Origin of the sequence: Micromonospora sp. WMMA1996, assembly GCF_002573675.1 — a bacterium.
Taxonomy (GTDB): domain Bacteria; phylum Actinomycetota; class Actinomycetes; order Mycobacteriales; family Micromonosporaceae; genus Micromonospora; species Micromonospora sediminicola.
This window is the reverse complement of record NZ_PDHU01000001.1, coordinates 1,617,368-1,641,346: the sequence shown is the minus strand read 5'-3', so window position 1 is coordinate 1,641,346 and position 23,979 is coordinate 1,617,368. Positions and strand designations below refer to the sequence as shown.

General features: G+C 74.2%; 22 protein-coding genes. 7 read left to right on the top strand and 15 right to left on the bottom strand.

Translation table 11 applies throughout. The features are described from left to right. From COO58_RS07885 to COO58_RS07880, 3 genes are read left to right on the top strand one after another with little or no spacing between them, the layout of a single operon-like run. Nucleotides 1–654, top strand: a complete 654-nt coding sequence (locus tag COO58_RS07885; RefSeq protein WP_176558769.1) for a nitroreductase family protein — start codon at nucleotides 1–3, stop codon at nucleotides 652–654. A 40-nt stretch (nucleotides 655–694) separates the two neighbouring features. Continuing rightward, complete coding sequence (locus COO58_RS29895; protein ID WP_141561869.1) at nucleotides 695–1,855, top strand: insulinase family protein; 1,161 nt, start codon at nucleotides 695–697, stop codon at nucleotides 1,853–1,855. Nucleotides 1,856–1,860: 5 nt separating this feature from the next. Then, nucleotides 1,861–3,132 carry an MFS transporter gene (locus COO58_RS07880; RefSeq protein ID WP_176558768.1) on the top strand — a complete coding sequence of 424 codons (1,272 nt, stop codon included), beginning with the start codon at nucleotides 1,861–1,863 and terminating at the stop codon, nucleotides 3,130–3,132. Nucleotides 3,133–3,197: 65 nt separating this feature from the next. On the opposite strand, the gene COO58_RS07875 is transcribed toward COO58_RS07880, so the two are convergent. From COO58_RS07875 to COO58_RS07830, 10 genes are all read right to left on the bottom strand, one after another. Then, nucleotides 3,198–4,211, bottom strand: a complete 1,014-nt coding sequence (locus COO58_RS07875) for a hypothetical protein (protein WP_091573937.1) — start codon at nucleotides 4,209–4,211, stop codon at nucleotides 3,198–3,200. Between the two features lie 290 nt (nucleotides 4,212–4,501). Continuing rightward, a complete protein-coding gene (locus COO58_RS07870; protein WP_255292552.1) occupies nucleotides 4,502–5,422 on the bottom strand; it encodes an ROK family protein in 921 nt (306 codons plus the stop codon). After that, nucleotides 5,419–6,870, bottom strand: coding sequence for an argininosuccinate lyase (locus tag COO58_RS07865; RefSeq protein WP_091573936.1), 1,452 nt, complete (start codon nucleotides 6,868–6,870; stop codon nucleotides 5,419–5,421). Before COO58_RS07865 ends, COO58_RS07870 begins: the two co-directional genes overlap by 4 nt. Beyond that, entirely contained in the window at nucleotides 6,867–7,838 is a 972-nt protein-coding gene (locus tag COO58_RS07860; protein ID WP_218012340.1) for an amidohydrolase family protein, read from the bottom strand. Before COO58_RS07860 ends, COO58_RS07865 begins: the two co-directional genes overlap by 4 nt. Further along, nucleotides 7,835–8,680, bottom strand: coding sequence for a creatininase family protein (locus COO58_RS07855; RefSeq protein ID WP_255292551.1), 846 nt, complete (start codon nucleotides 8,678–8,680; stop codon nucleotides 7,835–7,837). Before COO58_RS07855 ends, COO58_RS07860 begins: the two co-directional genes overlap by 4 nt. Then, complete coding sequence (locus COO58_RS07850) at nucleotides 8,677–10,461, bottom strand: iron ABC transporter permease (protein ID WP_255292550.1); 1,785 nt, start codon at nucleotides 10,459–10,461, stop codon at nucleotides 8,677–8,679. Before COO58_RS07850 ends, COO58_RS07855 begins: the two co-directional genes overlap by 4 nt. Before the next feature lie 114 nt (nucleotides 10,462–10,575). Further along, the gene (locus COO58_RS07845) at nucleotides 10,576–11,649 is read right to left on the bottom strand and encodes an ABC transporter ATP-binding protein (RefSeq protein WP_098744373.1); all 1,074 of its coding nucleotides are present in this window, start codon (nucleotides 11,647–11,649) and stop codon (nucleotides 10,576–10,578) included. Nucleotides 11,650–11,758: 109 nt separating this feature from the next. Then, the gene (locus COO58_RS07840) at nucleotides 11,759–12,802 is read right to left on the bottom strand and encodes an extracellular solute-binding protein (protein WP_091573932.1); all 1,044 of its coding nucleotides are present in this window, start codon (nucleotides 12,800–12,802) and stop codon (nucleotides 11,759–11,761) included. 37 nt (nucleotides 12,803–12,839) lie between these two features. Further along, nucleotides 12,840–14,003 carry an ROK family protein gene (locus COO58_RS07835; protein WP_098744372.1) on the bottom strand — a complete coding sequence of 388 codons (1,164 nt, stop codon included), beginning with the start codon at nucleotides 14,001–14,003 and terminating at the stop codon, nucleotides 12,840–12,842. A 212-nt stretch (nucleotides 14,004–14,215) separates the two neighbouring features. After that, on the bottom strand, nucleotides 14,216–14,764 hold the full coding sequence (locus COO58_RS07830) for a YciI family protein (protein ID WP_091577456.1): 549 nt from the start codon (nucleotides 14,762–14,764) through the stop codon (nucleotides 14,216–14,218). A gap of 192 nt (nucleotides 14,765–14,956) precedes the next feature. On the opposite strand from COO58_RS07830, the gene COO58_RS07825 reads away from it, so the two are divergent. Continuing rightward, nucleotides 14,957–15,847 (top strand): SGNH/GDSL hydrolase family protein, encoded by an 891-nt coding sequence (locus tag COO58_RS07825; RefSeq protein ID WP_098744370.1) that lies wholly within the window; start codon nucleotides 14,957–14,959, stop codon nucleotides 15,845–15,847. Between the two features lie 52 nt (nucleotides 15,848–15,899). Here the strand turns inward: COO58_RS07825 and COO58_RS07820 are convergent, their stop codons facing one another. Then, on the bottom strand, nucleotides 15,900–17,126 hold the full coding sequence (locus COO58_RS07820; protein WP_098744368.1) for a glycoside hydrolase domain-containing protein: 1,227 nt from the start codon (nucleotides 17,124–17,126) through the stop codon (nucleotides 15,900–15,902). A 127-nt stretch (nucleotides 17,127–17,253) separates the two neighbouring features. On the opposite strand from COO58_RS07820, the gene COO58_RS30155 reads away from it, so the two are divergent. Together COO58_RS30155 and COO58_RS07815 are read left to right on the top strand one after the other, a co-directional pair. Then, nucleotides 17,254–17,406 (top strand): hypothetical protein, encoded by a 153-nt coding sequence (locus COO58_RS30155; RefSeq protein ID WP_176558767.1) that lies wholly within the window; start codon nucleotides 17,254–17,256, stop codon nucleotides 17,404–17,406. Beyond that, complete coding sequence (locus COO58_RS07815) at nucleotides 17,406–18,371, top strand: N-acetylmuramoyl-L-alanine amidase (protein WP_098744367.1); 966 nt, start codon at nucleotides 17,406–17,408, stop codon at nucleotides 18,369–18,371. Before COO58_RS30155 ends, COO58_RS07815 begins: the two co-directional genes overlap by 1 nt. Before the next feature lie 49 nt (nucleotides 18,372–18,420). Here the strand turns inward: COO58_RS07815 and COO58_RS07810 are convergent, their stop codons facing one another. From COO58_RS07810 to COO58_RS07800, 3 genes are read right to left on the bottom strand one after another with little or no spacing between them, the layout of a single operon-like run. Further along, the gene (locus COO58_RS07810) at nucleotides 18,421–19,650 is read right to left on the bottom strand and encodes an epoxide hydrolase family protein (protein ID WP_255292549.1); all 1,230 of its coding nucleotides are present in this window, start codon (nucleotides 19,648–19,650) and stop codon (nucleotides 18,421–18,423) included. 25 nt (nucleotides 19,651–19,675) lie between these two features. Further along, nucleotides 19,676–20,578 carry a redoxin gene (locus COO58_RS07805; protein WP_098744363.1) on the bottom strand — a complete coding sequence of 301 codons (903 nt, stop codon included), beginning with the start codon at nucleotides 20,576–20,578 and terminating at the stop codon, nucleotides 19,676–19,678. Next, a complete protein-coding gene (locus tag COO58_RS07800) occupies nucleotides 20,578–21,279 on the bottom strand; it encodes a thioredoxin family protein (protein WP_091573926.1) in 702 nt (233 codons plus the stop codon). The genes COO58_RS07805 and COO58_RS07800 overlap by 1 nt, the downstream gene beginning before the upstream one ends. 158 nt (nucleotides 21,280–21,437) lie before the next feature. On the opposite strand from COO58_RS07800, the gene COO58_RS07795 reads away from it, so the two are divergent. Beyond that, nucleotides 21,438–23,687 (top strand): hypothetical protein, encoded by a 2,250-nt coding sequence (locus COO58_RS07795; protein WP_098744362.1) that lies wholly within the window; start codon nucleotides 21,438–21,440, stop codon nucleotides 23,685–23,687. Nucleotides 23,688–23,694: 7 nt separating this feature from the next. Here the strand turns inward: COO58_RS07795 and COO58_RS07790 are convergent, their stop codons facing one another. Then, entirely contained in the window at nucleotides 23,695–23,922 is a 228-nt protein-coding gene (locus tag COO58_RS07790; protein WP_218012339.1) for a low temperature requirement protein A, read from the bottom strand. Between the last annotated feature and the right edge of the window lie 57 nt (nucleotides 23,923–23,979).

Genomic DNA, 23,979 nt, shown 5'->3' with positions numbered 1-23,979 from the left:
GTGCGAGACCGAGATCAGGACCGTGGGGTCACCCACCGACCGTCGGCGGCCCTGGTGTTCCACGCCCTCACCGGGCTGCCACCGGAGGGACCGCCGGTGGCCACGCTGCGGGTGCCCCGACAGCAGCCCGGCCGACGTCCGGCGGTGGCGCGACCCGCGTCGGCGCGCCGCTTCGGCCCGGCCGGACCGGACGTCGACGCCGCGGCCCGTCAGGTGACCGGGGAGGTGTTCGGCCGGGACCGCGACGGCCGCCGGGCCTATCCCTCGGCCGGCGGGCTGTACGCGGTGCGTGGCCACCTCGTGCAGTCGCACGCCGGTGCGGTGCTGGCCTGTGCCGGCGACGAGCAGCCCACGGTCGGCGTAATCGACGCCGGTGCGGTGCGGGAACACGCCTTCGCCCAGGTGACCGGCGAGCCGAACTGGGTGGTGCTGACCGGCCGCCAGCCCCACTACCAGGAGCGCTACGGCCTGCGCGGCTACCGCTACCTGCTGCTGGAGGCCGGGCACCTGGCGCAGTGCCTGCTCGACGCGGCCGCCCGGGCCGGCCTGCGCGCGTTGCCGGTCGGCGCCTTCGACGACGAGGGACTCGCCGAGACCCTCGGTCTGCGCGGAGCGGACCAACTGCCGCTGTACCTCATCGCGCTGGGCCGTTGAGGCGGGCCGCGCGACCACCCCGCACACACCGGAGGACCCGATGCGGCCGACCATCACGCACCGCTGGCTCGAACGCCCGCTGGCCAACACCTACCTCTGCCTGGCCACGGTGGGCGGGCCGGCGCTCGAACAGCTGGTGGGCGCGCCCACCGGCACCAGTCACCTGCTGGAGCACCTGCTGTTCCGGCGGGTCGAGACCGAGCCGCCGGACTCGCCGCTGCGCGGGGCCCGGCTGGGCATGTTCACCTCGCGGGAGACCATGCAGGTCGACGTCGTCTGCGCGCCCGAGGCAGCGCCGGGCATCGTCGCCCTGCTCGAGCGGTGGTGGCTCGACTTCCGGCTGACCGCCCGTCTGGTCGCCGAGGAGCTGCCGGTGATCCGGGAGGAGCTGGCGGAACGGCGCTTCGAGCTGATGCCCCGGCTCTGGCCCCTGGTGTTCGGCAGGTACGCACCGGGAAGCTGGGCCGCCCGGCCGCTCTCCGGCCCGGTCGAGGACCTCGCCGGGCTCGGCGTCGACCAGCTGCTCGACTGGCAACGGGCGGCGGTCGGGCTCGGCGCACACCTGAGCGCGGTCGGGCCCCGGGACCCGTGGCGGGGCTCCGGCCGGTACACGGAGCCGAAGCCGGGGGACGCGGTCTCGCTCCCCGACCTGCCCTGGACGTCGTTCACCTCGTCCCCGGTGCCGCGGGACGTCCCCGACGCCGACCGGGTGGTGGTGTGCTGCGCCCGGGAGGTGCCGGGCCGGCGGTCCCCGCACGCCGCCGCGGGCCACTGTCTCAACGGCGCGCTCGACCGGGGGCTGACCGTCGAGATCCAGCGGGAGCTCAAGCGCCGGCACGCCATCCGGTCGATCGAGTACCGCCAGGAGTTCCTCGCCGACCGGGCCGTCGTGGTCGCCGTCACCGAGTGTCGGGGCGAGGTCGCCGCGGACGTGTGCCAGCTGCTGGAACGCTCCTTCGACGTGCTGCGGCACGACGTCGACGCGGCGAGCCTGGCCGCCGCCGGCGCCGGTTACCTGGGCGGGTACCTGGACGAGCCGAAGACGCTCGCGCAGTACGACGCGCGCGCCGGCCTGCTCGCCGTCGATGCCGCCGTGGACACGCCCACGGCACTGCGGGACAGCCCACCGGAGACGATCCGGGCCCTGGTCCGCGACCACGTCGCGCCGGCCGGACCCGCGATCGTCGTCCGCCGGCGGTGACGGCCGTGCCCCGCGGCGGTGGCCGCGCCGGTCGGTTGATCCTCGCCGCCACCAGCCTCTCCGCGCTGGGCGACGGCTTCCGCTACACCGCGCTGCCGCTGCTGCTGCTGGCGGTGGGGGCGGGAACCGACACCCTGTCGACGGCGTACGTGGTCAACAGCGTTCCCGGCGTGCTCTTCGTGCTCTTCGGCGGCCTGCTCTCCGACCGTTACCCGGCCAAGCGCGTCGTGGTCCTGGTCGACCTCGTCCGGGCCGCCGCCGCGACCGTGTTCACCGTGGCCCTCGTCCTCGGCGCGGTCACGGTGTGGTGGGTCTACCTGCTGATCTTCGTCCTCGCGACGGCCGAGGTCGTCTACTTCAGCGCGGTCCAGGTGTTCCTCGCCGACGCGCTCGACCGGTCCGACCTGGGCGTGGTCAACGGCCGCGTCGCGTCGGTCACCACCACGGCCAACAGTCTCGCCGGACCCGGCGCCGGCGCCTTCCTGTTCGGGCTCGCACCGGTCCTGCCCTTCCTCGTCGACGCCGTCTCGTTCGTGGCGGCGGCGGTCTGCAACGGGCGGGTGCCCACCCCGAGGCGGACCCCGGGCAGGGCGCCGGTCGGCCGGACCGGACCGGCCGGCGCGGTGACGCTGCTCGCCGCCGGCTTCCGGACGACCTTCTCCGACCCGGTCCTGCGCGGGCTCTTCGCCTTCGCGGTGGCGCGGGCCTTCGCCGCGGCGGCGGTGCTCTCCGTGCTGGCGGTCTTCGTGGTCACCGAACGAGGGCTTCCGGTCAGCCACTACGGATACGTGCTCGCGGTCGGCGCGGTCGGCGGGGTGCTCGGCGGCTGGTTGGTGTCGCGGTACGGCGACCGCGTGCCGCTGTGGCGGAGCACCTGGGTGGCGAACATCGCCTTCGGTCTCTCCTTCGCGTCGCTCCCGCTGGGCGCCGGCGTGCCGGTGATCGGTGGCCTGCTCGCGGTGAACCTCGCCGCCGCGGTCTGGACCGCGGTGCTGGCCGCCACCCACCGCCAGCGGGTGGTGGCCCGCGACGAGCTGGGCCGGACGAGCAGCGTGCTGCGGCTGGGCGTCGGCGTGGCGACCGTCCTGGGCGCGGCGGCGGCCGGCCTGCTCGGCGACGTGGTGCCGCTCGGCGGCTTCTTCGTCGCTCTCGGCCTCGGGGTGCTGGTCGTCTGCGCCCCGTTCCCCCGCCCACCCCGGCCGCGTGCCGAGCCACCGGTCGGGCCCCCCGGCGGCGCCCGCGCGGAGCGGGACGGCCCGGTCGACGTCACCGCCTGAGCCGGCGACGCGAACGGCCCGGAGCGTCGGGTCGACGTTCCGGGCCGTGGCGTGCGCGTGCCGCGTTACTTGAGGAAGCGGTCGAGCGCGGCCTCGATGGTGCCGCTGTCCGGCGCGGCGTACGACTTCAACGTCACCTTGTTGTAGGAGATGAAGCTCGGGCAGCGGCTGGCCGGCGCGGTCACGGTGCCGCCGTCGCCGATCTTCTCACCGGTCTTGGCCGCGTGGAACGTCAGCGTGTACCGCGACGAGATGTAGTTGACCGTGACGACCTTGCCGTCGGTGTTCTTGTACTGGCACTTCTTCGGCGTGCCCTCGCTGCCCTCGACCACCTTCAGGCAGCCGATCACCGACGCGGTCGCGAAGTCCGCCGACTTGGTGTAGTAGCTCTTGTCCGAGCTGAACGACTTCTGCGACCAGAACGTGGGCCGGTCCGGGGCGTTGGAGAAGACGAACGCCTTCGCGCTCGACGGCCCGGTGTACGCGGCGGCGTTGAGGATCGCGCCGCCCTCGCAGACCGCGGACATCTCGCTGGAGTACCGGGCGGTCAGCGCGTCGTTGTTGGACGGCTCGTCCGGCCCGGTCGACGCCGGCCCGGACTCGCTGGGGGCGGCGGTCGGCGTGCCCGGCCCGGGGGTCGCGCTCCCGGACGCGACCGGCTTCGGGTCGTCCTCGTCCCCGCCGAAGGCGACGTAGGCGAGCCCACCGCCGCAGCAGAGCAGCGTCAGCGTGACCGCGCCGGCGACGAGGCCCACGATCAGGCCCTTCGTCATCCCGCGCTTCGGCGGGACCGGCGCGAACGGCGCGGGCTGTCCGGGATAGCCGCCCGGCGCGGCGGGCTGACCCGGGTACGGCGCCGCGGGCTGGGCGCCGTACGGCGCGCCGGAGCCCGGCGGGGTCCCGTAGGGGGCGCCGGACGCCGGCTGGGCGCCGTAGGGGGCACCGGACGCCGGCTGGGCGCCGTAGGGCGCGCCGGAGCCCGGCTGCGCGCCGTACGGGGCGTTCGGGTCGGGCTGGTTGCCCCACGCTCCGGCGTTCGGGTCCGGATAGCCTCCGTAGGGAGGGTGATTGTCACTCATCTGAGGTTCTTCCACCTGTCGTCCGTGGTTCCGGCGATCAACCACCCGCAGCGTAATGACGGCCGCAAATTCGCAGATCGCCGAAGTCTGATCGTTCTTCACCACCGGTGTCGGGGCCGTTCCGGTGTGTGCCGGCGCGACCCCCACGACCGGCTGGCGACTCGGCCGCGCCCGGTGCGCAGTTGTTGCGGGACAAGGGATCGGCTGCTCGACGGCGCACCCGCGTCCACTTCCCGGGACGCCGGAAAATGTGACGCAGACGACAGCCGCGCCGCCGCCCGGAGCGTCCCTCAGCGCGCCGCCGGCACGGCCTCCCGGGCCAGGGTGAGCGCGCCGAACAACGCGGCGTCGTCGGCGAAGCGGGAGCGCACCACGTCGGGCGGGTGCGGCAGCGCCTCGGTCAACCGGTCGACCAGCATCCGCCGGATCAGGTCGCTGCGGGTCACGCCGCCCACCAGCACGAGCCGCTGGGGGTCGAGGAGCAGGCAGCAGGTCGCCAGCGCCCGGGCCGCCTCGTCCACCCGGGCGGCCAGCGCGTCGCGGGCCGGGCCGGGCCGCTCGGCCTCGGCGGCCAGCCCGGCGGCCCCGCCCGGCAGGCCGAGGTCGGCGGCGAGCCGGTCCAGCGCCAGCCCGGAGAAGTCCCGCTCCAGCATGGTCCCCGGCCAGGGACCGCCGGCCACCGCGTACCCGATCTCGCCGGCCGCGCCGCGGTGCCCGGACAGCACCGCGCCGCCGACGGTCACGGCCGCCGCGATCCCGGTGCCGATTCCCACCACGAGGCCGGGGTCGACCCCGCGCAGGGCGCCCAGCCGCAGCTCGGCCAGGGCGGCGGCGTTCAGGTCGTTGTCGACCGCGACCCGGGACACGTCCAGCGCGTCGCGGACCGCGTCGGCGAGGCGGAGCCGTTCCCAGCCGGGCACGTTGGGCGCCAGGTCGATGCCGTCCGGGCGGACCACGCCGGGCGAGGCGATCCCGGCCGCGGCGACCGGGCCGCCGACCTCACCGACCAGGTCGCCGGCGAGGTCCAGCGCCCGGGCCAGCGCCTGCGGGGCGCCCTGTTCGGCCAGGGTGGGCACCCGGCGGTGGGCCAGCAGCCGACCGTCGGCGTCGGAGACCCCGACGGCCATCTTGGTGCCGCCGAAGTCGATGCCGAGCAGCAGCCCGGTCCTCCGGGCGCCGGCGGCGGGCGGGTCGGACAGTCGCACGCTCACCGCGCCCCCAGTTCGGCGGCCACGGCGTCCAGCGCCTCGTCCGCCGCGCGCAGCAGGTTCCGCACCGCGCCCAGCCGCTCCGCCACCGGGTCGAGGGCGGCGCGCAGCGCGCCCACCTGGGCGCGGACCGCCGCGGCGCCCGGCCCGTCCGCCTGCGCCCGCCGCAGCACCAGCTCCGGACGGACGGCGGCGGCGATCAGGTCGGCCACGGCCGCGTCGTCCAGCGCGCCGGCGATCGGGTCGGCGGCGGCCCGCACGCCCTCGGCCGTCCAGGTGTCCGGCCCGCCGGCGCGGACCAGCCGGCCGACCACCGAGTGGGCGGCCCGGAACGGTACGCCGTGGCGGGTCAGCGCGTCCGCGGCGGCGGTGGTGGTGGCGCCGGAGGCGACGATCTCCTCCCGGCTGGGCGGGTTGAGCGGCGCGATCTCGGCCAGGAAGCCACCGACCAGGGCGAAGAAGCGCTCGGCCCGGTCGTTGCTCTCCCAGAGCCGCACCTGCACGTCGGTGGTGGCGTTGTTGGAGTCCTCCCACCAGGCGGCGCCCACGTTGTTGAGCACCGAGGCGGCGTCCGCCGCGGCCTGCCCGGCGTACGAGACCAGGTGCTCCAGCACGACCGGGTTGCGCTTCTGCGGCATGATGCTGCTGCCCTGGGTGAAGTCGCCGGGGGTGGTGACCCAGTTCCAGCTCAGCCAGTCCATCAGCGTGCGGGCCAGCCGCGCGCCGGTGGCCAGGGCCCGCGCGTTGAGCGTGCCGACCCGGACCAGGTGGTCGGCGCCGGCCACCGCCTCGTACGAGTTGGTGACCAGGCCGGCGAAGCCGAGCAGCTCGGCCACCCGGGCCGGGGCGATGTCCAGGTCGGTGCCGGCGAAGGCGCAGGAGCCCAGCGGGGAGACGTTGAGCTGGTCGATCACGTCGGCGTAGGTGGCCGCCTGCTGGGTCAGCGCCTCGGCGTAGCCGGCCAGGGCGTGCCCGATCGTGGTGGGCTGCGCCGGCCGGCGGTGGGTGTAGCCGGTGATGACCACGTCGGCGTACCGGTCGGCCCGGTCGAGCGCGGTACGGCCGGTGTCGACCACCCGCTGGAGCACCTCGACGAGCTGGTCGCGCAGCAGCATCCGGAACACACCGGCGTCCAGGTCGTTGCGGCTGCGGGCCAGCTGCACGTCCAGCTCGGAGGTGGGGATGCCGCACGCCTCGGCGAGCCGCTTCTCCAGCAGGTAGTAGGTGTCCTCGAAGCCGCCGTCGTACGCCGGCGGCGCGCTGGTGTCGGCGCGCAGCTCGGCCAGCCCGCGCAGCAGCCGGGCGCCCCGGTCGGCCGGGATCAGCCCCTGCTCGGTCAGCATCACCACGTGCGCCTGGCTGGCCCGCACCATCGCCGGGTAGAGGCGCCCGACGTGGTGGTCGTAGGTCGGCGCCAGGTGGTTGCGCTGGTAGGTGGTCAGCGTGCTCATCGGGTTTCCTTCCGGTCCGCGGTCAGGCCGAGCAGTCGCTCGGCGTTCCCGGCGAAGATCGCGCGCAGGTGCTCCTCGGGCATGCCCATCTCGTGGCAGATCCGGAGCTGGTCGTCGAGGTAGCGGGTGACGTAGCCGCGGGGGAACCAGGACGAGTCGCTGCCGAAGACGATGCGGTCCGGCCCGATCGTCTCGTAGCAGCGGCGGAACAGGTCCTCCAGCGTGAGCCGGTACGGCATCCAGCGCACCCACTGGTTGGAGCCGGACGTGTCGATGTGGACGTTCGGGCAGCCCCACGCGGTGAAGAACAGCTCCTGCACGTGCTGCACGCCGAAGTGCGGCACGACCACGGCCAGCTCGGGGAAGCGGCGGGCCATCCGGGCCAACTCGTCCGGTCCGCCGTGGCGGCCGACGCTGAGCCCGCCGGCGCTGCCGTAGTGCCCGATGTGGATCAGGACGGGCACGCCGAGGCGCTGGGCGGTGCCCCAGAGCGGGTCCAGGTCGGTGTGGTCGAGCGGGCCCCGCAGCAGCGGGGCGAACAGCTTCAGCCCGCGCAGGCCCCGCTCGGTGACCGCGCGGTCCAGCTCGGCCGCGGCGTCCGGTCCGTACGGGTCGTGGTGGGCGAAGCCGAGCAGCAGGTCCGGGTGCCGGTCGACCACGTCGGCGACGGCGTCGTTGCCGCCGCCGGTGACGAAGACGGCCCGCCGTACCCGCGCGGCGCGCAGCTCCTCGGCCCACCGGTCCGCCTCGTCCTGCCAGCGCTCGGCCGGCGGCTCGGGGTCCGGGAAGCCCCAGGCCCGACGCCACTCGCGGGCGTACGGCGCGGACCCGGCGGCCCGCACGGCGCGTTCGCGCTCGCCGCCCGGGTGCATCCCGGCGGCCTCTTCGCAGGCGTGCACCGTCTGGTCGGCGCCGATGCGGAAGTGCAGGTGGAAGTCGACGACGTCCAGTCCCCGGTCGACGGTCACGCGTCCTCCTCGGGCAGCGGGTCGGCGGTGGGCGGTTGCGGCAGCGGGTCGGCGGTGGGCGGGGCCGGCGGCGGGGCGGCCACCCAGGCCGCCACGATCTCGCGCAACCGCGCGCCGGCGGTGGCGCGGACCGTCCGCCCGACGTCCTCGGTGGCCAGCGAGACGTGCCCGGACCAGCCCTGCCACGGGTCGGGCCGGGACTCCACCAGGACGTACGGATGGTCCACCGGCAGCTTGGGCCGGGGCGGCAGGTCGGCGGCCGCGTCCAGGCGTACCGTCTCCGGCGCGAAGCCGAGCACACCCGAGGTCTCGTACGCGCCGCCGTGACCGCGGGCGATCGCGTCGCCGTAGAGTTCGGCGGTCTCCGCCGGGGTGACCAGCTGGAACCAGTTGACCAGCAGCAGGCTGGCGGTGCGCCGGCCGGAGACCCACTCCATGGCGGCCCGGACGGTGGACATGTTGGCGTCGTGGCCGTTGACCACCAGCAGCCGGGGGAATCCGGCGGCGACGATGCCCTCGATCACGTCGGCGAGATACCCCACGGCGATCTCCGGCCGGATCGCCACCGTGCCCGGCCAGGGCCGGGTCTGCCCGGGGCAGGCCGCGTAGGCCACCGGCGGGAACAGCACGCCGCGCGGACCGGGCCCGGACTCGGCGCTCTCGGAGGCGAAGCCCTCGGCGAGGACGAGGTCCGCGCCCAACGGGAGGTGCGGTCCGTGCCACTCCACCGCGCCGACCGGCAGCACCGCGAAGTCCGCGGCCGCGACCACGTCGGCCAGTTCGCCGCCGGGGATGCCGGCGGCGGGCAGCAGCCCGCCGCCGTCGGCCCAGCGTGCGGTCACGCCGTCCACTTGACCCCCTCCCGGGCCGCCCGGCCGCCGTTCTGGAGCCGGCCGGAGACCACCATCACCACGAAGATCAACACGACCTGGAGCATGCCGTACGCGGCGGCGGTGCCGACCTCGAACGAGTACATCCGGTTGTTGATCTCCACCGAGATCGGCGCGGTCTCCGAGGTGTAGATCAGCACCGAGGCGACGAACTCGCCGACGCCGTTGACGAACGCGAGCAGCGCGCCGGCCAGCACGCCGGGCAGCATGAGCCGCAGGGTGACCGTGCCGAACGCGCGCCACCAGGACGCGCCGAGGTTACGGGCGGCCTCCTCCAGCGACGGGTCGAGCTGGGCCAGCGTCGCCGAGCTGGAGCGGAACACCAGCGGCAGGAAGCGGACGAAGTAGGCCAGCGGCATGATCCAGAAGGTGCCGATCAGCACCTGGCCGAAGCTGAACGCGTTGCCGGTGCTGAACGCCGAGATCAGGTTGATCGCGACCACCGTGCCGGGCAGCGCCCAGGCGAGCATGACCGCCACGTCCAGCAGGCCGCGCCCGCGGAAGTCCAGCCGGCGCACCGCGTACGCGATGAGCACGCCGACCACGACGCAGCCGACGGTGGCGAGCAGGCTCATCTGCAGCGAGTTGAGGATCGGCCGGTACGCGTCCGGGTCGGAGAAGATGGTGACGAAGTTCTGCGTGGTGTAGCCGGACGGGATCACCTCGGTGGTCCACGACCCGTCCCGGGAGAACGCCACCAGGGCGATGGTCGCCACCGGCGCGAGGAGCACCACCACGGCGAGCAGCGAGGCGAGCAGCGCCAGCCAGCGGGCGAACGGGTTGGTCAGCTCGCGGCGGTGGCTGGCCACCCCCTTGGACTGGGAGCGGTAGCTGCGCCGACCCTCGTACCAGCGCATCCCGAGCAGGAACAGCACCGACACCACGGCCAGCACCGACGCGTAGGTCGAGGCCATCGGCAGGTCGCCGTTGGTGCGGTTGATGTAGATCTGCATGGTCATGGTCCGGTCCACGCCGAACAACAGCGGGGCGGTGTACGAGGCCAGCGAGGTCATGAAGACCAGCAGCGAGGCGGAGACCAGCGCCGGGGTGAGCATCGGCAGCAGCACCGTCCGCCACACCCGGACCCGGCTAGCGCCGAGGTTGTAGGCGGCCTCCTCGACCGACGGGTCCATGCCGACGAGCGCGGCGGACGTGGCGAGGTAGAAGAACGGGTACATGGTGAACGTGTGCACCACCAGCACGCCGGCGATGCCGCTGAACGGCAGCACCGGGTTCTCCGTGCCGAACAGCTGTTGCAGCGCGCGCGGCAGGATGCCGGTCTCGCTGTAGAGCAGCTGGAACGAGATCGCCCCGATCAGCGGCGGCAGCGCCGCCGGCACCAGGATGATCGCCTCGATGATCCGGCGGCCGGGGAACGAGAACCGCTTGAGCAGGAACGCCATGGCCACGCCGACGACGCCGCAGAGCAGCACGCTCGCGGCCGAGATCAGCAGCGACGTGACCAGCGCGGAGCGGGCCACGCCGTCGCCGGTGAGGAAGCTGGCCCAGTTCGCCGGCCCGTCCACCCCGACGCTCTCGCCGAAGGTCGCGAGCATCGGCTGGACCACGTAGCCGAACAGGACCAGCGCCAGCGGGAACACCAGGACGTAGGGGAACCAGCGCGAGTTGGCGTTGAGCCCCGGGCGGCGGGACCGCCGGCCCGACGGCGGGGTGGGATCCTCGGTGATCGGCGGGACGGTGGCCGCGCTCGGGGTCGCGGGAATCGTGCTCACGGCGTCACCTCAGTTCGCGACTGCGGGGCTCGCAAAATCGGCTCACTCCTCGCGCTCACGGCGTCACCTCAGTTCGCGACTGCGGGGCTCGCAAAACCGGCTCACTCCTCGCGCTCACGCGCCCACCACCCACATCCGCTCCGACGGCAGGCGCAGCCCGACCTGGTCACCCACGCCCAGCCCGGCCGGCACGTCGATAGCGGCCACCTGGACCGGTTCGCCGGCCACGTCGACCAGCAGGTTGGTGGCCATGCCGGTGAACTCCAGCTCGGTCACCCGGCCGGTGAGCGCGCCCTCGTCGGTGGCGGAGGTGAGCGTGATGTGCTCGGGCCGGACGCTGACCAGTGCGGTCGCGCCCGCGGTGAGCCCGTGGTCGGCGGGCGCGGCGACCGGGACCTCCGAGCCGCCGGGGAGCGCCACGGTGACGCGCTCCGGGCCGACCGTGACCACCGGCAGGTCGAGCACGTTGCTGCGGCCGATGAACCGGGCCACGAACGCGGTGGCGGGCCGGTGGTAGATCTCCTGCGGCGTGCCGACCTGGCGGACCCGGCCGGACTCCATCACCGCGATCCGGTCGGACATGGCCATCGCCTCGGCCTGGTCGTGGGTGACGTAGAGGGCGGTGGTGCCGCTCTCCTTCTGGATCCGGCGGATCTCCACCCGGGTCTCCTCGCGCAGCTTGGCGTCGAGGTTGGACAGCGGCTCGTCGAGCAGCAGGGTGCGGGGGCGGATCACCAGGGCCCGGGCCAGCGCGACGCGCTGCTGCTGGCCGCCGGAGAGCTGGTCGATGCGCCGGTCGCCGTACCCGGCGAGGTGGACCTGCCCGAGCGCCTCGTCGATGCGCCGGCGGGACTCGGCCCGGCCGACCTTGCGGATCTTCAGGCCGTACGCCACGTTCTGGGCGACGCTCAGGTGCGGGAAGAGCGCGTAGTTCTGGAACACCATGCCGGTGTCGCGCTTGTTCGGCGGCCGGTTGGTGACGTCCTCGGCGCCGAAGCGGATCCGGCCCGAGCTGGGGAAGTAGAAGCCGGCGACCATGCGCAGGGTGGTGGTCTTGCCGCAGCCGCTCGGGCCGAGCAGGGTGAAGAACTCCCCCGCGCCGATGCGGAGGTCGACGTCGTCGACCGCCGCGGTGTCGCCGGCACGCGGGAAGCGCTTGCTCACCGACTCCAGCGTGACATCGATCATGATGTCTCTCCTTGCGTCCGGTAACCGGGTCCGACCGGTGACGGGGTGGGTGGTGCGGAACGGCGACGGCGGGACGCCGGGTGCGCGGGGCACCCGGCGTCCCGTCCGGTCAGCCCTTGTTCTTGATCTGGCTGTTCCAGTGGTTGATCCACTCGGTCTCGTTCTTGCCGATCACGTCCCAGTCGACGTCCAGCGGCTTGAGGTCGAGCTGGGCCAGCCACTCCGGCTTCTCGGCGATGTCCACGGCCGGGATCTGGTAGTAGTCCTTGGCCAGCTCGGCGCGGAGCGAGTCGTCGAAGAGGAACTCGAGGAACTTCTGCGCGCCCGCACTGTTGCCGCCCTTGACCTGGGCCAGCCCGTCGACCAGGACCGGCGCGCCGGAGGCCGGCATCACGTAGCCGAAGGGCATGTTGGCCTGGTTGGCCTGGAGCAGGATGTCCTGCAGGTTCCAGGCGCTCAGCGTGCCCTGCTGGCGGGACAGCTTCAGGTAGAGGTCGGTCGGGTTGGCCGCGTACGCGCCGGTGTTGGCGTCGAGCTTCTTCAGCCAGTCGTAGCCCGGCTGCGGGTTGCTGCCGTCGGGCGACTGGCGCTGGATCATCGAGGCGTAGATCGACCGCATGGTGCCGGAGGCGGCCACGTCGCGGATAATGATCTTGTCTTTCCACTCCGGCTTCAGCAGGTCGTCCCAGTCCTTCGGGGCCTGCTCCGGGGTGAGCGCCTTGTTGTTGTACATGATGACCTCGGGCAGCAGGATCTCGCCGAACCACCGGCCCTGCGGGTCCTTGTACGCCGCGTCCATCTTGCCGGCGAACGACGGCTGCCAGCCCGCCAGCAGGTCCTCGGACGCACCGGCGGCCAGACCCTGCTGCGTGCCGCCCCACCAGACGTCGGCCTGCGGGTTGGCCTTCTCCGCGCGGACCCGCTCCAGGATCTCCTGGGCGCCCAGGTTGAGCACCTCGACCTTGCCCTTGTACTCGGGGTACTTGGCGGTGAACTTGTCGACGACGTAGGTGGTGACCTTCTTGTCGCGGGCCGTGTAGATGGTCAGCTTCTCGGCCGCGCCGCCGCCGGAGTCACCGGAGCCGCCGCCGCAGGCGGTGCCGGCGGCGAGGACGGTGGCGAGCGCTCCGGCGAGCAGGAGTCGACGTCTCATGGGGTACCTCCGAGGGGTGTGAGGGGGGAACGGTGGATCAGGGAGCGGGTAGGAGGGCGGACAGGCCGGACGCGGCGGCCGAGAGCGCGTAGCTGATCGCGCCGTAGAGCACCGCCCGGTCACCGAGCACCGCGCGGTGGACCTCGGTGGGACTGGGCGCGGCGGCGGACACCAGCGCCTGCAGCCGCGCCACGGCGGCGTCGTCGAGGTCGGCCGCGGCGCCGCTGAGCAGCACCCGGCCGGGGTCGATCACGCAGGCGCAGGAGACGATGAGCCGTGCCCAGGCGTCGAGCAGGTCGGCCAGGTAGGCGGCGGCGCGCTCGTCGGCGGCGGCCAGCTCCACCAGAGCCCGCACCGGCGCGGCCGGCCGGCGCCCCGGGGCCAGCGCCACCACCCGCTCGGCGACCGCGCTCTCCGACCAGCGGGCCTCGAACGGCCCGACCCCGTCGTGCCCCCGGTCGGCCCGGTCGAGCGGCAGGAAGCCGACCTCGCCGGCCGCGCCGCCGGAGCCCCGACGGACCTGCCCGTCCAGCACGAGACCGGCGCCGATGCCGTCCGCGACGTGCAGCAGGAGCAGGTCGGCCACGTCGACCCCGGCGCCGGCGGCGTGCTCGCCGGCGGCCATCAGGTTCACGTCGTTGTCCACCACGACCGGCACGCCGAGCCGCCGCTGGACCGACTCCCCCACCGGGCGGGCCTCGACCAGCCCGACGGAGGGGGCGAGCCGGACCGCGCCGCCGGTCGAGACGCCGGGCGCGGCGATGGCCACCCCGCGCAGCGCCGGCAGGCCGGTGCCGGCCAGCTCGGGCACGGCCGTGCAGATCAGGTCGACGATGTCGCCGGTGCGGCGCACCGTGCGGTGGGCGATCACGGCGCCGTCGCTGTCGGCGATCTCGCAGCTGATCCGGGCCGGTTCCAGCGCGACCGCGGCGACCAGCTCGGCGCGCGGGTTGAACTCCAGGATGGCGCGGGGGCGGCCGGCCCGGGACGCGCCGGGGCCGCGCTCGATCAGGTAGCCCTCGGCGATCAGGTCCCGGACCAGCGGGGTGAGCGTGGCGGGGCTCAGCCCGGTCAGCTCGGTCAACTCGGCCCGGGACAGCACCCGGGCCTGGCGGGCGGCGGAGATCACGCTACGGCGCTTGATCTCCTTCGACCGCTCCCGGCTCACCGGGCTCGTCGGTGGGGTCACCACGTCAGTCACAGTTCCTTCCTACGGCGAACGAAGTATTGAGTCAAGTAACGGTTGGATCTCGCCGACCTCGCGGCGACGGTCTCCACCTGGCCAGATGACCGATATGGGCGCGTCGGAGCGCGGACCGAATCCGTCGGCGCGGGGTCCGCCGACGCGGCAGAGGGCCCCATTTGCTTCACATCGCAAAGAATCGCGGGGCGGCCCGCCCGACGGGGACGACTTCAGCGCCGCCCGCCGAACTGCCAGTTGTGCACCTCGATGTCGGGGTAGCTCCGCTCGCTCAGGAGGGCGCGCGCCGCCTCCGGATGCGACGCCCGCACCAGCATCGCGGTACCCAGCCAGGCGTCGCCGTCGTCCGACAGCAGCGGGCCGTACGCGATCAGCCGGTCCGCATCCGGCGGCACGGCGAGATCCACCGCCCGCCCCGCGCCGAGGGCCAGCACCAGGTAGCGGTTGCCGCCGACCGGACCACCGGGGAAGTCGCCCATGGCCCGCCCCAGCGTGTTACGCCAGCGTCGGAGCAGCACGTCGCGATACACGCCGGCCTGGTAGTTGGGCTCGTCGAAGGCGAACGCGCGGGCGGCGGCAGGGTCGGGCAGGTCGACGATGTGCAGGCTGCCGGTGGGCGTCTCACCGTCGTCGGCGAGGGTCGGCCCCCGGGCGATCATTCCGCTCGCGAACCGGTCCATGTAGGACCAGTGGTCCTCGCGCAACGCCTCGCGCAGCGGGACGGTGCCGCGCCGATCACGGTGGAAACACAGAAACTCCATGCCGGACAGTCTCGACGCACGGCCGGCGGCACGGTGGCCGGCGTCGCCGGCGGCCCGGCCGGACACCCCGACCCCGGGCGCCCCCACATCCCCGACCACCCCTTAATGAGGTCCATCTATATTGACGAGCGTCATGGACGCGGCCAGACTTCCGGAACCACCACCCCCACCATCCCGCTCCGGGAGGGCGCCATGAACCGTCCCCGCCTGCCGCTACGACGTACGGCCGCACGACTGGCCGCGCTCGCCGCGGCCACCGCCGGTGTGCTGCTCGCCGTCGCCGCGCCCGCCAACGCCGCGGTGCCCACCGGGCGCTACGTGGCGCTCGGCGACTCGTACACCGCCGCCCCGCTCGTGCCCACCCAGGTCGACCTGAACTGCCTGCGGTCCAACCGCAACTACCCGTCCCTGGTCGCCGCGTCCGCCGGCTCGTCGTCGTTCGCGGACGTGAGCTGCTCCGGGGCCACCACCGACGACATCCTCTACGGCGGCGACGGGCAGCTCGGCATCACCGTGCCGCCGCAGCTCAACGCCGTCACCTCGACCACCGCGCTGGTGACGGTGCAGATCGGCGGCAACGACATCGGCTTCTCCGGGATCATCAGCGACTGCGCCGAGGCGAGCGTCAGCAGCCCGCTCGGCTCACCGTGCAAGGACCGGTTCACCGCCGGCGGCACCGACCAGCTCCGGGCCCGGATCGCCGCCACCGTGCCGAAGGTGACAGCCGTGCTGCGGGCGGTCCGCCAGGCCGCGCCGAGCGCGCGGGTCGTGGTGCTCGGCTACCCGGCGATCCTGCCGGACAGCGGGTACGGCTGCTGGCCGGTGGTGCCGATCGCCTACCAGGACGTGCCGTACCTGCGCGGGGTGGAGAAGGCACTCAACTCCATGCTGGCCGACACCGCGGCGGCGAACGGCGCGAGCTACGCCGACGTCTACACCCCGTCGATCGGCCGGGACGCGTGCAAGGGCAGCGGCACCCGCTGGGTGGAGGGACTCATCCCGCAGAACGCGGCCGCGCCGTTCCACCCGAACGCCCGCGGCGAACAGGGCATGGCCACCGCCCTGCTGGCGCACCTCAACTGAACCGGTCCGCCGGTGGGCCCGTCCGGACGGGCCCACCGGCGGTGTCCCGCCGTCAGGCGCGGGTGAGGCGGACGGCGTCGGCGACCACGAAGCCGCTACCTGCGGTCCACCGGCTCACCCCGACCCGGTCGCCGGATCCGGCCGCCAGCGCGAAGACCCCGAGCGAAACCCACCGGCCGCCGCCGGACCGCTGGTCGACCACCACCGGCCGGTTGCCGGTGGTGGTTGCCACCAGGTACGGCGTCCGGTCGTTGTAGCCGGGGTCGGCCGGGTACCACACCGCGACCTCGTAGTCACCGGCCTCGGGGAGCGTCGCCCGGAACCAGGCCACGTCGCTGATCGACGCCGGCGCGGCGAACCGGTAGTCGGCGCCGTACCGCTGGCCCGAGTACGCCGAGGCGCCCCACGCCGCGCCGGCCGTGAAACCGCCCGTGGTGGCGTTGTCGACGGTCACGCTCCACGGGCCGGGCGGCGTCGCACCCCCGCGCACGTCGATCCAGTTGCGGTCGATGGTCATCGTCACGCCGCCCCAGGTCTCGGTGACGTCGCCCGCGTACTGGTGCAGGCGTTGGCGGTCGGCGTAGCGGGTGTCCGCGCAGTAGGTGCCGGCACCGGTGTCGGCGACGCCGTTCCACCAGGCGATCCAGATCTGGTCGAGGCGCAGGTACCGGGTGTCGTCGTAGGCGTCGCACACGTCCTTGATCCCGGACGAGCCGCTGGAGTACATCCCGGCGAGGTAGCCCCGTGCATGCAGTCGCTCCACCCAGCCGGACAGGAACGACAGCACCGCCGCGCGGCAGGAGGCGCTCGACGGGTAGTGCTCGACGTCGTTGTAGAGCGTACTGCCGACGCCGATGCCGAGCGCCTGGGCGGCGCCGACCGCGTCGTCCGCCGCGGTCGCCCCCTGAGCGCGGGCGACGGCCGGGTCGGCGGACATCTTCGGCGTACGGGTGCCGCAGGGCGCCTGGCGGCCGAGGTCGATCGGGATCAGGCGCCACCCCTTGGCGGTCTGGCTCGCCACCCAGGTAGCGGTGAGGTTGGGTTGCGCGCACGTCCGGCTGGCGCCGCTGATGTAGACACCGATCGCGCGGTACGGCGAGCCGGCCAGCCAGGCGTCCATCGCGGCCTGCGACGGGGCGGCGCAGGTGTCGAACCCGCGGCCGGTGAACGTGCCGGGCTGCGGGCCGACCGCCGCCGCCACTGGCGACGGCTCGGCCGCCGGGGCGGCGAGGGCGGTGGCGACGGTGAGCGCCGTCAGCGCCACGGCGATCGTTCTCATTGGCAAAACCTTTCATCGAGACGTGAGGGAGTGAAGGGTATCGACATCTCGATCGATCCGGGATAGCGTGCCCGCACTTACATCCGTCGATCGGTTGGATGCCGAGCGCCGTCCCCGAAGGAGCGCCATGCCCACGTCCCGATCCGTCCGTCTGCGACGCCGCGGCCTGCTCGGCGTCCCGGCCCTGGTGGCCGCCGCGCTGACCGTGGTCGCCCGCCCCGGCGCGGCCGTCGCCGCGCCGAAGGCCGAGTGCCTGGCCGACCTGCTCCAGGAGCAGTGATGGCCACCATCCCCTGGCTGGTGGACGTGCTCCGGGCCGCCGGGGTCCAGGTCGTGGTCGAGGGCGACTGGCTCAACCGCGGACGACCCGGCTCCTTCGACCCGATCGGTGTGCTCTGGCACCACACCGCGGCCACCTCCAGCGCGAGCAACCCGCACCCGGCGCTCAACATCTGCATCAACGGCCGGTCCGACCTGCCCGGCCCGCTCTGCCAGGCCCTGGCGGACTACCACGGCGTGTTCCACGTGATCTCCGCCGGCCGGTGCAACCACGCCGGCGTCAGCGGCGGCAGCGGGCCGATCCCGGCCGGCGACGGCAACACCCTGATGATCGGGTGGGAGATCGACTACAACGGCGTCGACCAGCGGATGACCACCGCCCAGTACGACGCCAGCATCGCGGCCACCGCCGCCGTGCTCACCCGGCTCGGCCGGGACTCCAGCTACGCCCGCGGACACCGGGAGACCAGCACCACCGGCAAGATCGACCCGTCCTTCATCGACCTGAACACCATGCGCGCCGACGTGGCGGCGAAGATGGCCGGCGGTGGCGGCGGGTGGTCGTCGATCGTGGACAACGCGACCGCGGGCCGGTTCACCGCCAGCGCCAACTGGGGGGTGTCGACCTACTCCGGGCAGCGGTACGGCGCCGACTACCGCTACGCGGACCCGGTCGCCGCCAGCGACGCCGCCTGGTACAAGTTCAACGTCCCCCGCACCGGCAACTACCGGGTCGAGGCGTGGTGGCCGGCGAACTCCGGCTACAACGCCTCGACCCCGTACGTCGTCGCCACCACCACCGGCAACCGGACCGTCTACGTCGACCAGCGGGCGACCGGCGGGCAGTGGCGCACCCTCGGCACGTTCACGCTGCCGGCCGGGGACGCCGACCGGGTCGCGGTCAGCCGCTGGAGCTCCGCCGCCGGGCTCGTCATCGCCGACGCCGTCCGACTCACCGAGGTCTGACCGGCGGTGCGGCCGGGGTGACGCCACCCGGCCGCACCGCCCTCGTCCCTCAACGCAGGGACCGGAAGGCCGTACGCATCTCCTCGGCGAACAGCTGCGGCTGCTCCCAGGCCGCGAAGTGCCCGCCCCGGTCCAGCTTGTGGTAGTGGATCAGGTTCGGGTACGCCCGCTCCGCCCAGCTGCGTGGCGCCAGCAGGATCTCGTCCGGGAACTGGCTCACCGCCGCCGGCACCCGGACCCCCTTGGCGGCGAAGAACGACAGCTTGTTCTGCGCGTACAGCCGGGCCGACGACACACCGGTGTTGGTCAGCCAGTAGAGCGAGACGTTGTCCAGGATGTCGTCCCGGCTCAGGCCGCCGGGACGGCCGGCGAAGGCGGCGCAGATCAGCTCCAGGCTGGCCGCGTCGTGGTCGAGCATGAACGTCGCCAGCCCGACCGGCGAGTCGGCGAGCGCGGCCAGCGTCTGCGGCCGGGTCGTCATGATCAGCGCGTACGCCGAGTGCTTCCAGAAGAAGTCGAGCCGCTCGCAGGCCGCCCTCTCCTCAGCGGAGAGCCCGGCCGGCAGCTCGGCCAGCGGGTTGTTGACGCCGGTGATGCCGCGCTGCATCAGCGCGTCGATCTCCGGCGGCACCACGCAGGGCATGTTCGTGTGGATGCCGGCCAGCTCCGGTGGCGCCTGCACGCCGAGCATGTCGGTGATCAGCGCGCCCCAGTCGCCGCCCTGCGCCACGAACCGGTGGTAGCCCAGCCGCCGCATCAACTCGGTCCAGGCGCGGGCGATGTGCTCCGGGTCCCAGCCGAGCTTGTCCGGCTTGCCGGAGAAGCCGTAACCGGGCATCGACGGGATCACCAGGTGGAACGCGTCCGACGCGCTGCCGCCGTACGAGGTCGGGTCGGTCAGCGGGCCGATGATCTTCAGCTGCTCGATCACCGAACCCGGCCACCCGTGCGTGACCACCAGCGGCAGCGCGCCCTCGTGCCGGGACCGGACGTGGATGAAGTGGATGTCCAGCCCGTCGATCTCGGTGACGAAGTTCGGCAGGTCGTTCAGCCGGGCCTCGACCCCGCGCCAGTCGTACTCCTTCTCCCAGTAGCGGGCCAGCGCCTGGCTGGTCTCCAGCGGCACGCCCTGCGACTGGTCGTCGACGGTCTGCCGCTCGGGCCAGCGGGTGGCGGCGATCCGCCGCCGCAGGTCGCGCAGGTCCTCCTCGGGCACCTCGATCCGGAACGGTCGGATGTCGGTGGTGGTACGGGTCGGCGTCATGGTCTTGACAGCCACGGAGCTTCCTCCTCGTCGGTCAGGATCAGGGTCCGAACGTGAACACGTACGCGCGGAAGCCGGGGCGGTCGGTGACCAGGCTCAGCCGGTGCTCCCCCGACGTCGCGCCGGCGACCAGGCGCACCATCGCCGGCCGGTCGACGTGGGCCCGGCCCGCCGGGTCGACGTCGGCGCCGCGCGCGTCGCCGACCGGGTTCCCGTCCAGCAGCACCTGAAGCGGGACCGGTCCGCCGGGACCGGGGTCGGCCACCAGGTTCACCTCGCCGGCGGTGAAGGGCAGGACGAGTTCGCCGGCGCCGGCGGCGAGTTCGACGTACTCGCCGTCGACCCGCCAGTCGCCGGTGAGCGCGTACGTGCCCGGCACGCCCCGGTCGGCGCCGAGATAGGTCTCCGGGGTGATGCCGGCGTACGTCGCTGGCGTGGTCGTGACGAACGCCGTCACCTCGGGGCTGACCGGGGGCAGCGCCGCGCCGGGCGACGCCGCCTCGACCAGCCGTCGGATCTCCGCCTCGGTCCGGTCGTAGTCGCCCTCGCCGACCCACCGGTCCACGAGCCGGCCGGCGCTGTCGAAGAGGTACCGGGCCGGCCAGGCGTCGTTGCGCAGGGCACGCCAGAACGTGAAGTCGTCGTCGATCGCGATCGGGTGGGTCAGCCCGTGGTCCCGGATCGCCCGGTCGATGTTCTCCGGCCGCCGGCCGAACGCGAACTCGGGCGCGTGCGCGCCGACGACCGTCAGCCCCAGGTCCCGGTAGTCGCGGTGCCACGCCCGCACGTACGGGGCGGTGCGGATCCAGTTGACGCAGGTGTACTCCCAGATGTCGACCAGGACCACCCGCCCGCGCAACGCCTCGGGGGTCAGCGGCGGGGAGTTCACCCAGCGGCGCACGGTGATCGGCGGCAGCCGGGTCGCGACCGGGGCGCGGGTCATCACCGGCTCCCGTCGCCGAGGTCGACCGCGGCCGCGCCGACCACCGCCCGGTCGCCCTGCTGCACATAGCCGACCACCGAGGCGCGACGGGGGTCGGGCGCCGTCGACACGTCGAGTTCCACCCGTCCCCGCTCCCCGTTCAGCTCGGCGGAGCGGAACGCGCGGACCACCGTGTCCTGGCGCAGCCGCCGCCCGGCGTTCTCGCCCCGGGGCACGTCGTTCTCCAGGCCGCGCTCGACCAGCGCCACGTTCAACCGGGCCTGTTCCGGCAGCGCTCCGGTGCCGTAGTCGAGCACCACCCGCCGGTCGCCCGCCTCGACGACGGTGAGCGTCAGCGGGGTGCCGGGCGGCGTGGCCAGGGCGGCGTCGATCGCCGAGGCGGCCTGGCGGCGGTCGGAGCCGACGAACTCGACGGTGCCGTTGACGATCATCTGCGGCGTGTACAGGCCGCCGGAGCCGAACGCCCGCGCGTACGCCTCCTGCCGCAGCGTGTGCGCGGCCGCGCCGTAGGGGTCGGCCCAGCCGAGATGGTCCCAGTAGTCGACGTGGAAGCCGAGCGTGTACACCCGCTCTCCCCGCTCGCGCGCGTCCCGGTCGATCCCGGACAGCACCTCCTCGGCCGGGGGGCAGCTGTCGCAGCCCTGGGAGGTGAACATCTCCACGACGGCGAAGCCGTCGCGCGTGGGCGAGGCGCCGGTCATGCGGGCTCCCTTCGGAACAGATGTCGACCTGCAAGCGTCGGGCGCTTACCCGGCCGGCGGGGCCGCACACGGCAGCCGGCGGCGTTTGTCGACGACCGGGGCGGGTAGGCCGATGCGCCCGGCGGGCCGTGCCGGCGGCGCGGCGTCTCGGAGGGTCGATGTCGGCTGGAGCAGCACCACCGGGCCGGCCGGTCGTGCCCGGCGGGGTGGTGGAGCTGCGGGTGCACGGCGTCTCCTCGGCCGGCGCCGCCCAGGTGCTGGAGCGGCCCCTGGTGCGGCAGGTGGCCGGCGACCGGAACGCGGGCTTCTACCGCCCCCGCCCGGGACACGCCGACGAGCACGGCGCGGACGGGGTGACGCTGGAGGCGTACCAGTGGAACGACCTGCCGTCGGGCACCGTGACACGGACCCTGTCTCTGCTGTTCCTGCTCCCGTTCATGCTGCTCAACGTGGCGGTGTGGATGCGGCCGGGTGACCGGTCCGCCGGCACGCTGGTCCGGCCACTGTGCCGGGTGTTCGGCCTGAGCCTCACCGCGCTGTACGTGCTGGCCGTCGTGGGGGTGGCGCTGGACCTGGTCGCCTGGCAGTGCATGTCCGCGACGGCCTGCACGTCCGACCGCGACTGGCTGTCCTGGCTGGGTGGACGGCCGGTCGAGGTACGCCTGGTGGTCCTCGCGCTCGCCCCGGTCGCCGCGATCTGCCTGCTCTGGTGGGGCGCCACCCGGCCGGGGCGCTCCTTCACCGCGCTCCGCGCGCCGGAACGCGCCGCCTCGACCCATCCGCTGAGCACGGTCGGCCAGTGGGACGCCGAGCCGTTGATGGGGCGGTTGCGCTCGATCCACGTCGCCGCGGCGTTCGCGACGCTGGACGTCAGCCTGCTCGCCGCCCGGGCCGCCCAGGGCGCGCCGGCCATGACCATCGCGCTGCTGGTGGCCGCCGGCGCCGTCCTGACCGCCTGCGTGGTCCTGGTCTGCGCGCCCGCGCTGATCGACCGGGCGCCCGCCGACCCGCGGCGGGACACGGTCGCCCGCGCGGTCAGGACGGTCGCGATCGGCCTGACCCTCGTGGTCGGCGGCCACCTGCTGCTCGCGCCCGCCCGCTGGCGGCCCGACGGCGGGCTGCCCGGCTACGGCTCCACGCTCACCTGGCTGTTCGTCGGCCACGCCGGGCTGCTGGCCGCGCTGGCCGCCGTGCTGCTGTGGCACCGGTTCCGCCGGCCGGGACGCCGGCCGCCGGCCGGGCTGGGCGTGCTGGCGGTCGCGGCCGCGGCGGGCGGGCTCGCGGTGGCGTACTCCGCCGAACTGGTCCACCGGGCGGCCGACGTGCTGGACCGGGACGCGACCACGGGCGGCGCCGTGATCGCCGGCCCGGCCCGGGCGTACACCTGGGCGATCTACGGCTTCTTCCGGGCGCTGCTGGTCACAGTGGTCGTCGCCGTCCTGGTGGCGCTGCTGTCCCGGCCGGGACGACGGCGGGCCGCGGCGGCGATCGTGGCCCGGGACTTCCCGTCGCCGCCGGCCGAGGCGGCGCCCCGGCTCCGGCAGGTTCGCACGGCGATCGTCCGGGCCCGGTTCACCGACCTGCTGGTGCCGCTGACGGTGCTCTTCGCCGTCCTCGCCGGGATCGGCGCGGCGACCACCGCGATGGCGCTGCTGCGGCCGGCGCCGGGCGAGGTCCTCGAACGCCACGCGCACGTGCCCGCCGGGCTGGTCGCGTTCGGCATCGGGGCCGGCGGCTACGCCGTCTCGGCGGCGGTGCTCGGTCTCGTCGTCGCCGGGATCTTCGCCTACCGCAGCGCCGGGTTCCGGCACCACGTCGGGGTGCTCTGGGACCTCGCCACGTTCTGGCCCCGGGCCGCGCACCCCTTCGCCCCGCCCTGCTACGCCGAACGGGCGGTGCCGGAGCTGGCCCGGCGCATCACCTTCCTGGTGGAGAGCGGCAACGGGGTGCTGCTGGCCGGCTACAGCCACGGCTCGGTGCTGGTCGCCGCCACGGTCCTGCAACTGCCGCCCGAGGTCAGCGACCGGGTCGCGCTGCTCACCTACAGCTCGCCGCTGCGGCGGCTCTACGCCCGGCTCTTCCCGGCCTACGTCGACGACGCGGTGCTGCGGGAGATCGGGGACCGGGTCGGCTGGCGGTGGCGGAACCTGTGGCGCGACACCGACCCGGTCGGCGGCTGGGTCTTCTCGGCCCACCGTCCGGCCGCGTCGGGGGCGGTCACCGAAGCGCCGGCCGGGGTGGACCGTCGCCTCCGCGACCCCGACGGGCTGGTCGCGCCGCCCGGGGACAGCGTCCCGCCGCCGATCAAGGGACACTGGCCGTGCGAGTCGGAGCGGTCGTACGCCGAAGCGGTGCGGGACCTGGCCGGGCTCCTCCGTGCCAGGCCGGGCCCGCCGTCGGGGCCGTGAGCCGGGGTCACCGGTCGGTGTCTCCCCGCTGCGGGTCACGCCGGCCCAGCGAGTCGGAGGCCGCCACCGCGACCAGGACCAGCGTCGAGGCGCCGGTGCGCAGGTCGACGTGGGCGAGCAGGTGGTGCGAGAGCTGCCCGATCGCGAAGACGTAGACGAGGTCGAAGAAGAGTTCGAGCGGGGTGACCACCCGCGCCGCGCCGGGCCGGCGCGACACCGCACCGGACCGGCTCACCACGGTTCACCCCGGGCCGCCGGGGTGGCGGTATCGGGCACGTGCCGATACCGCCAC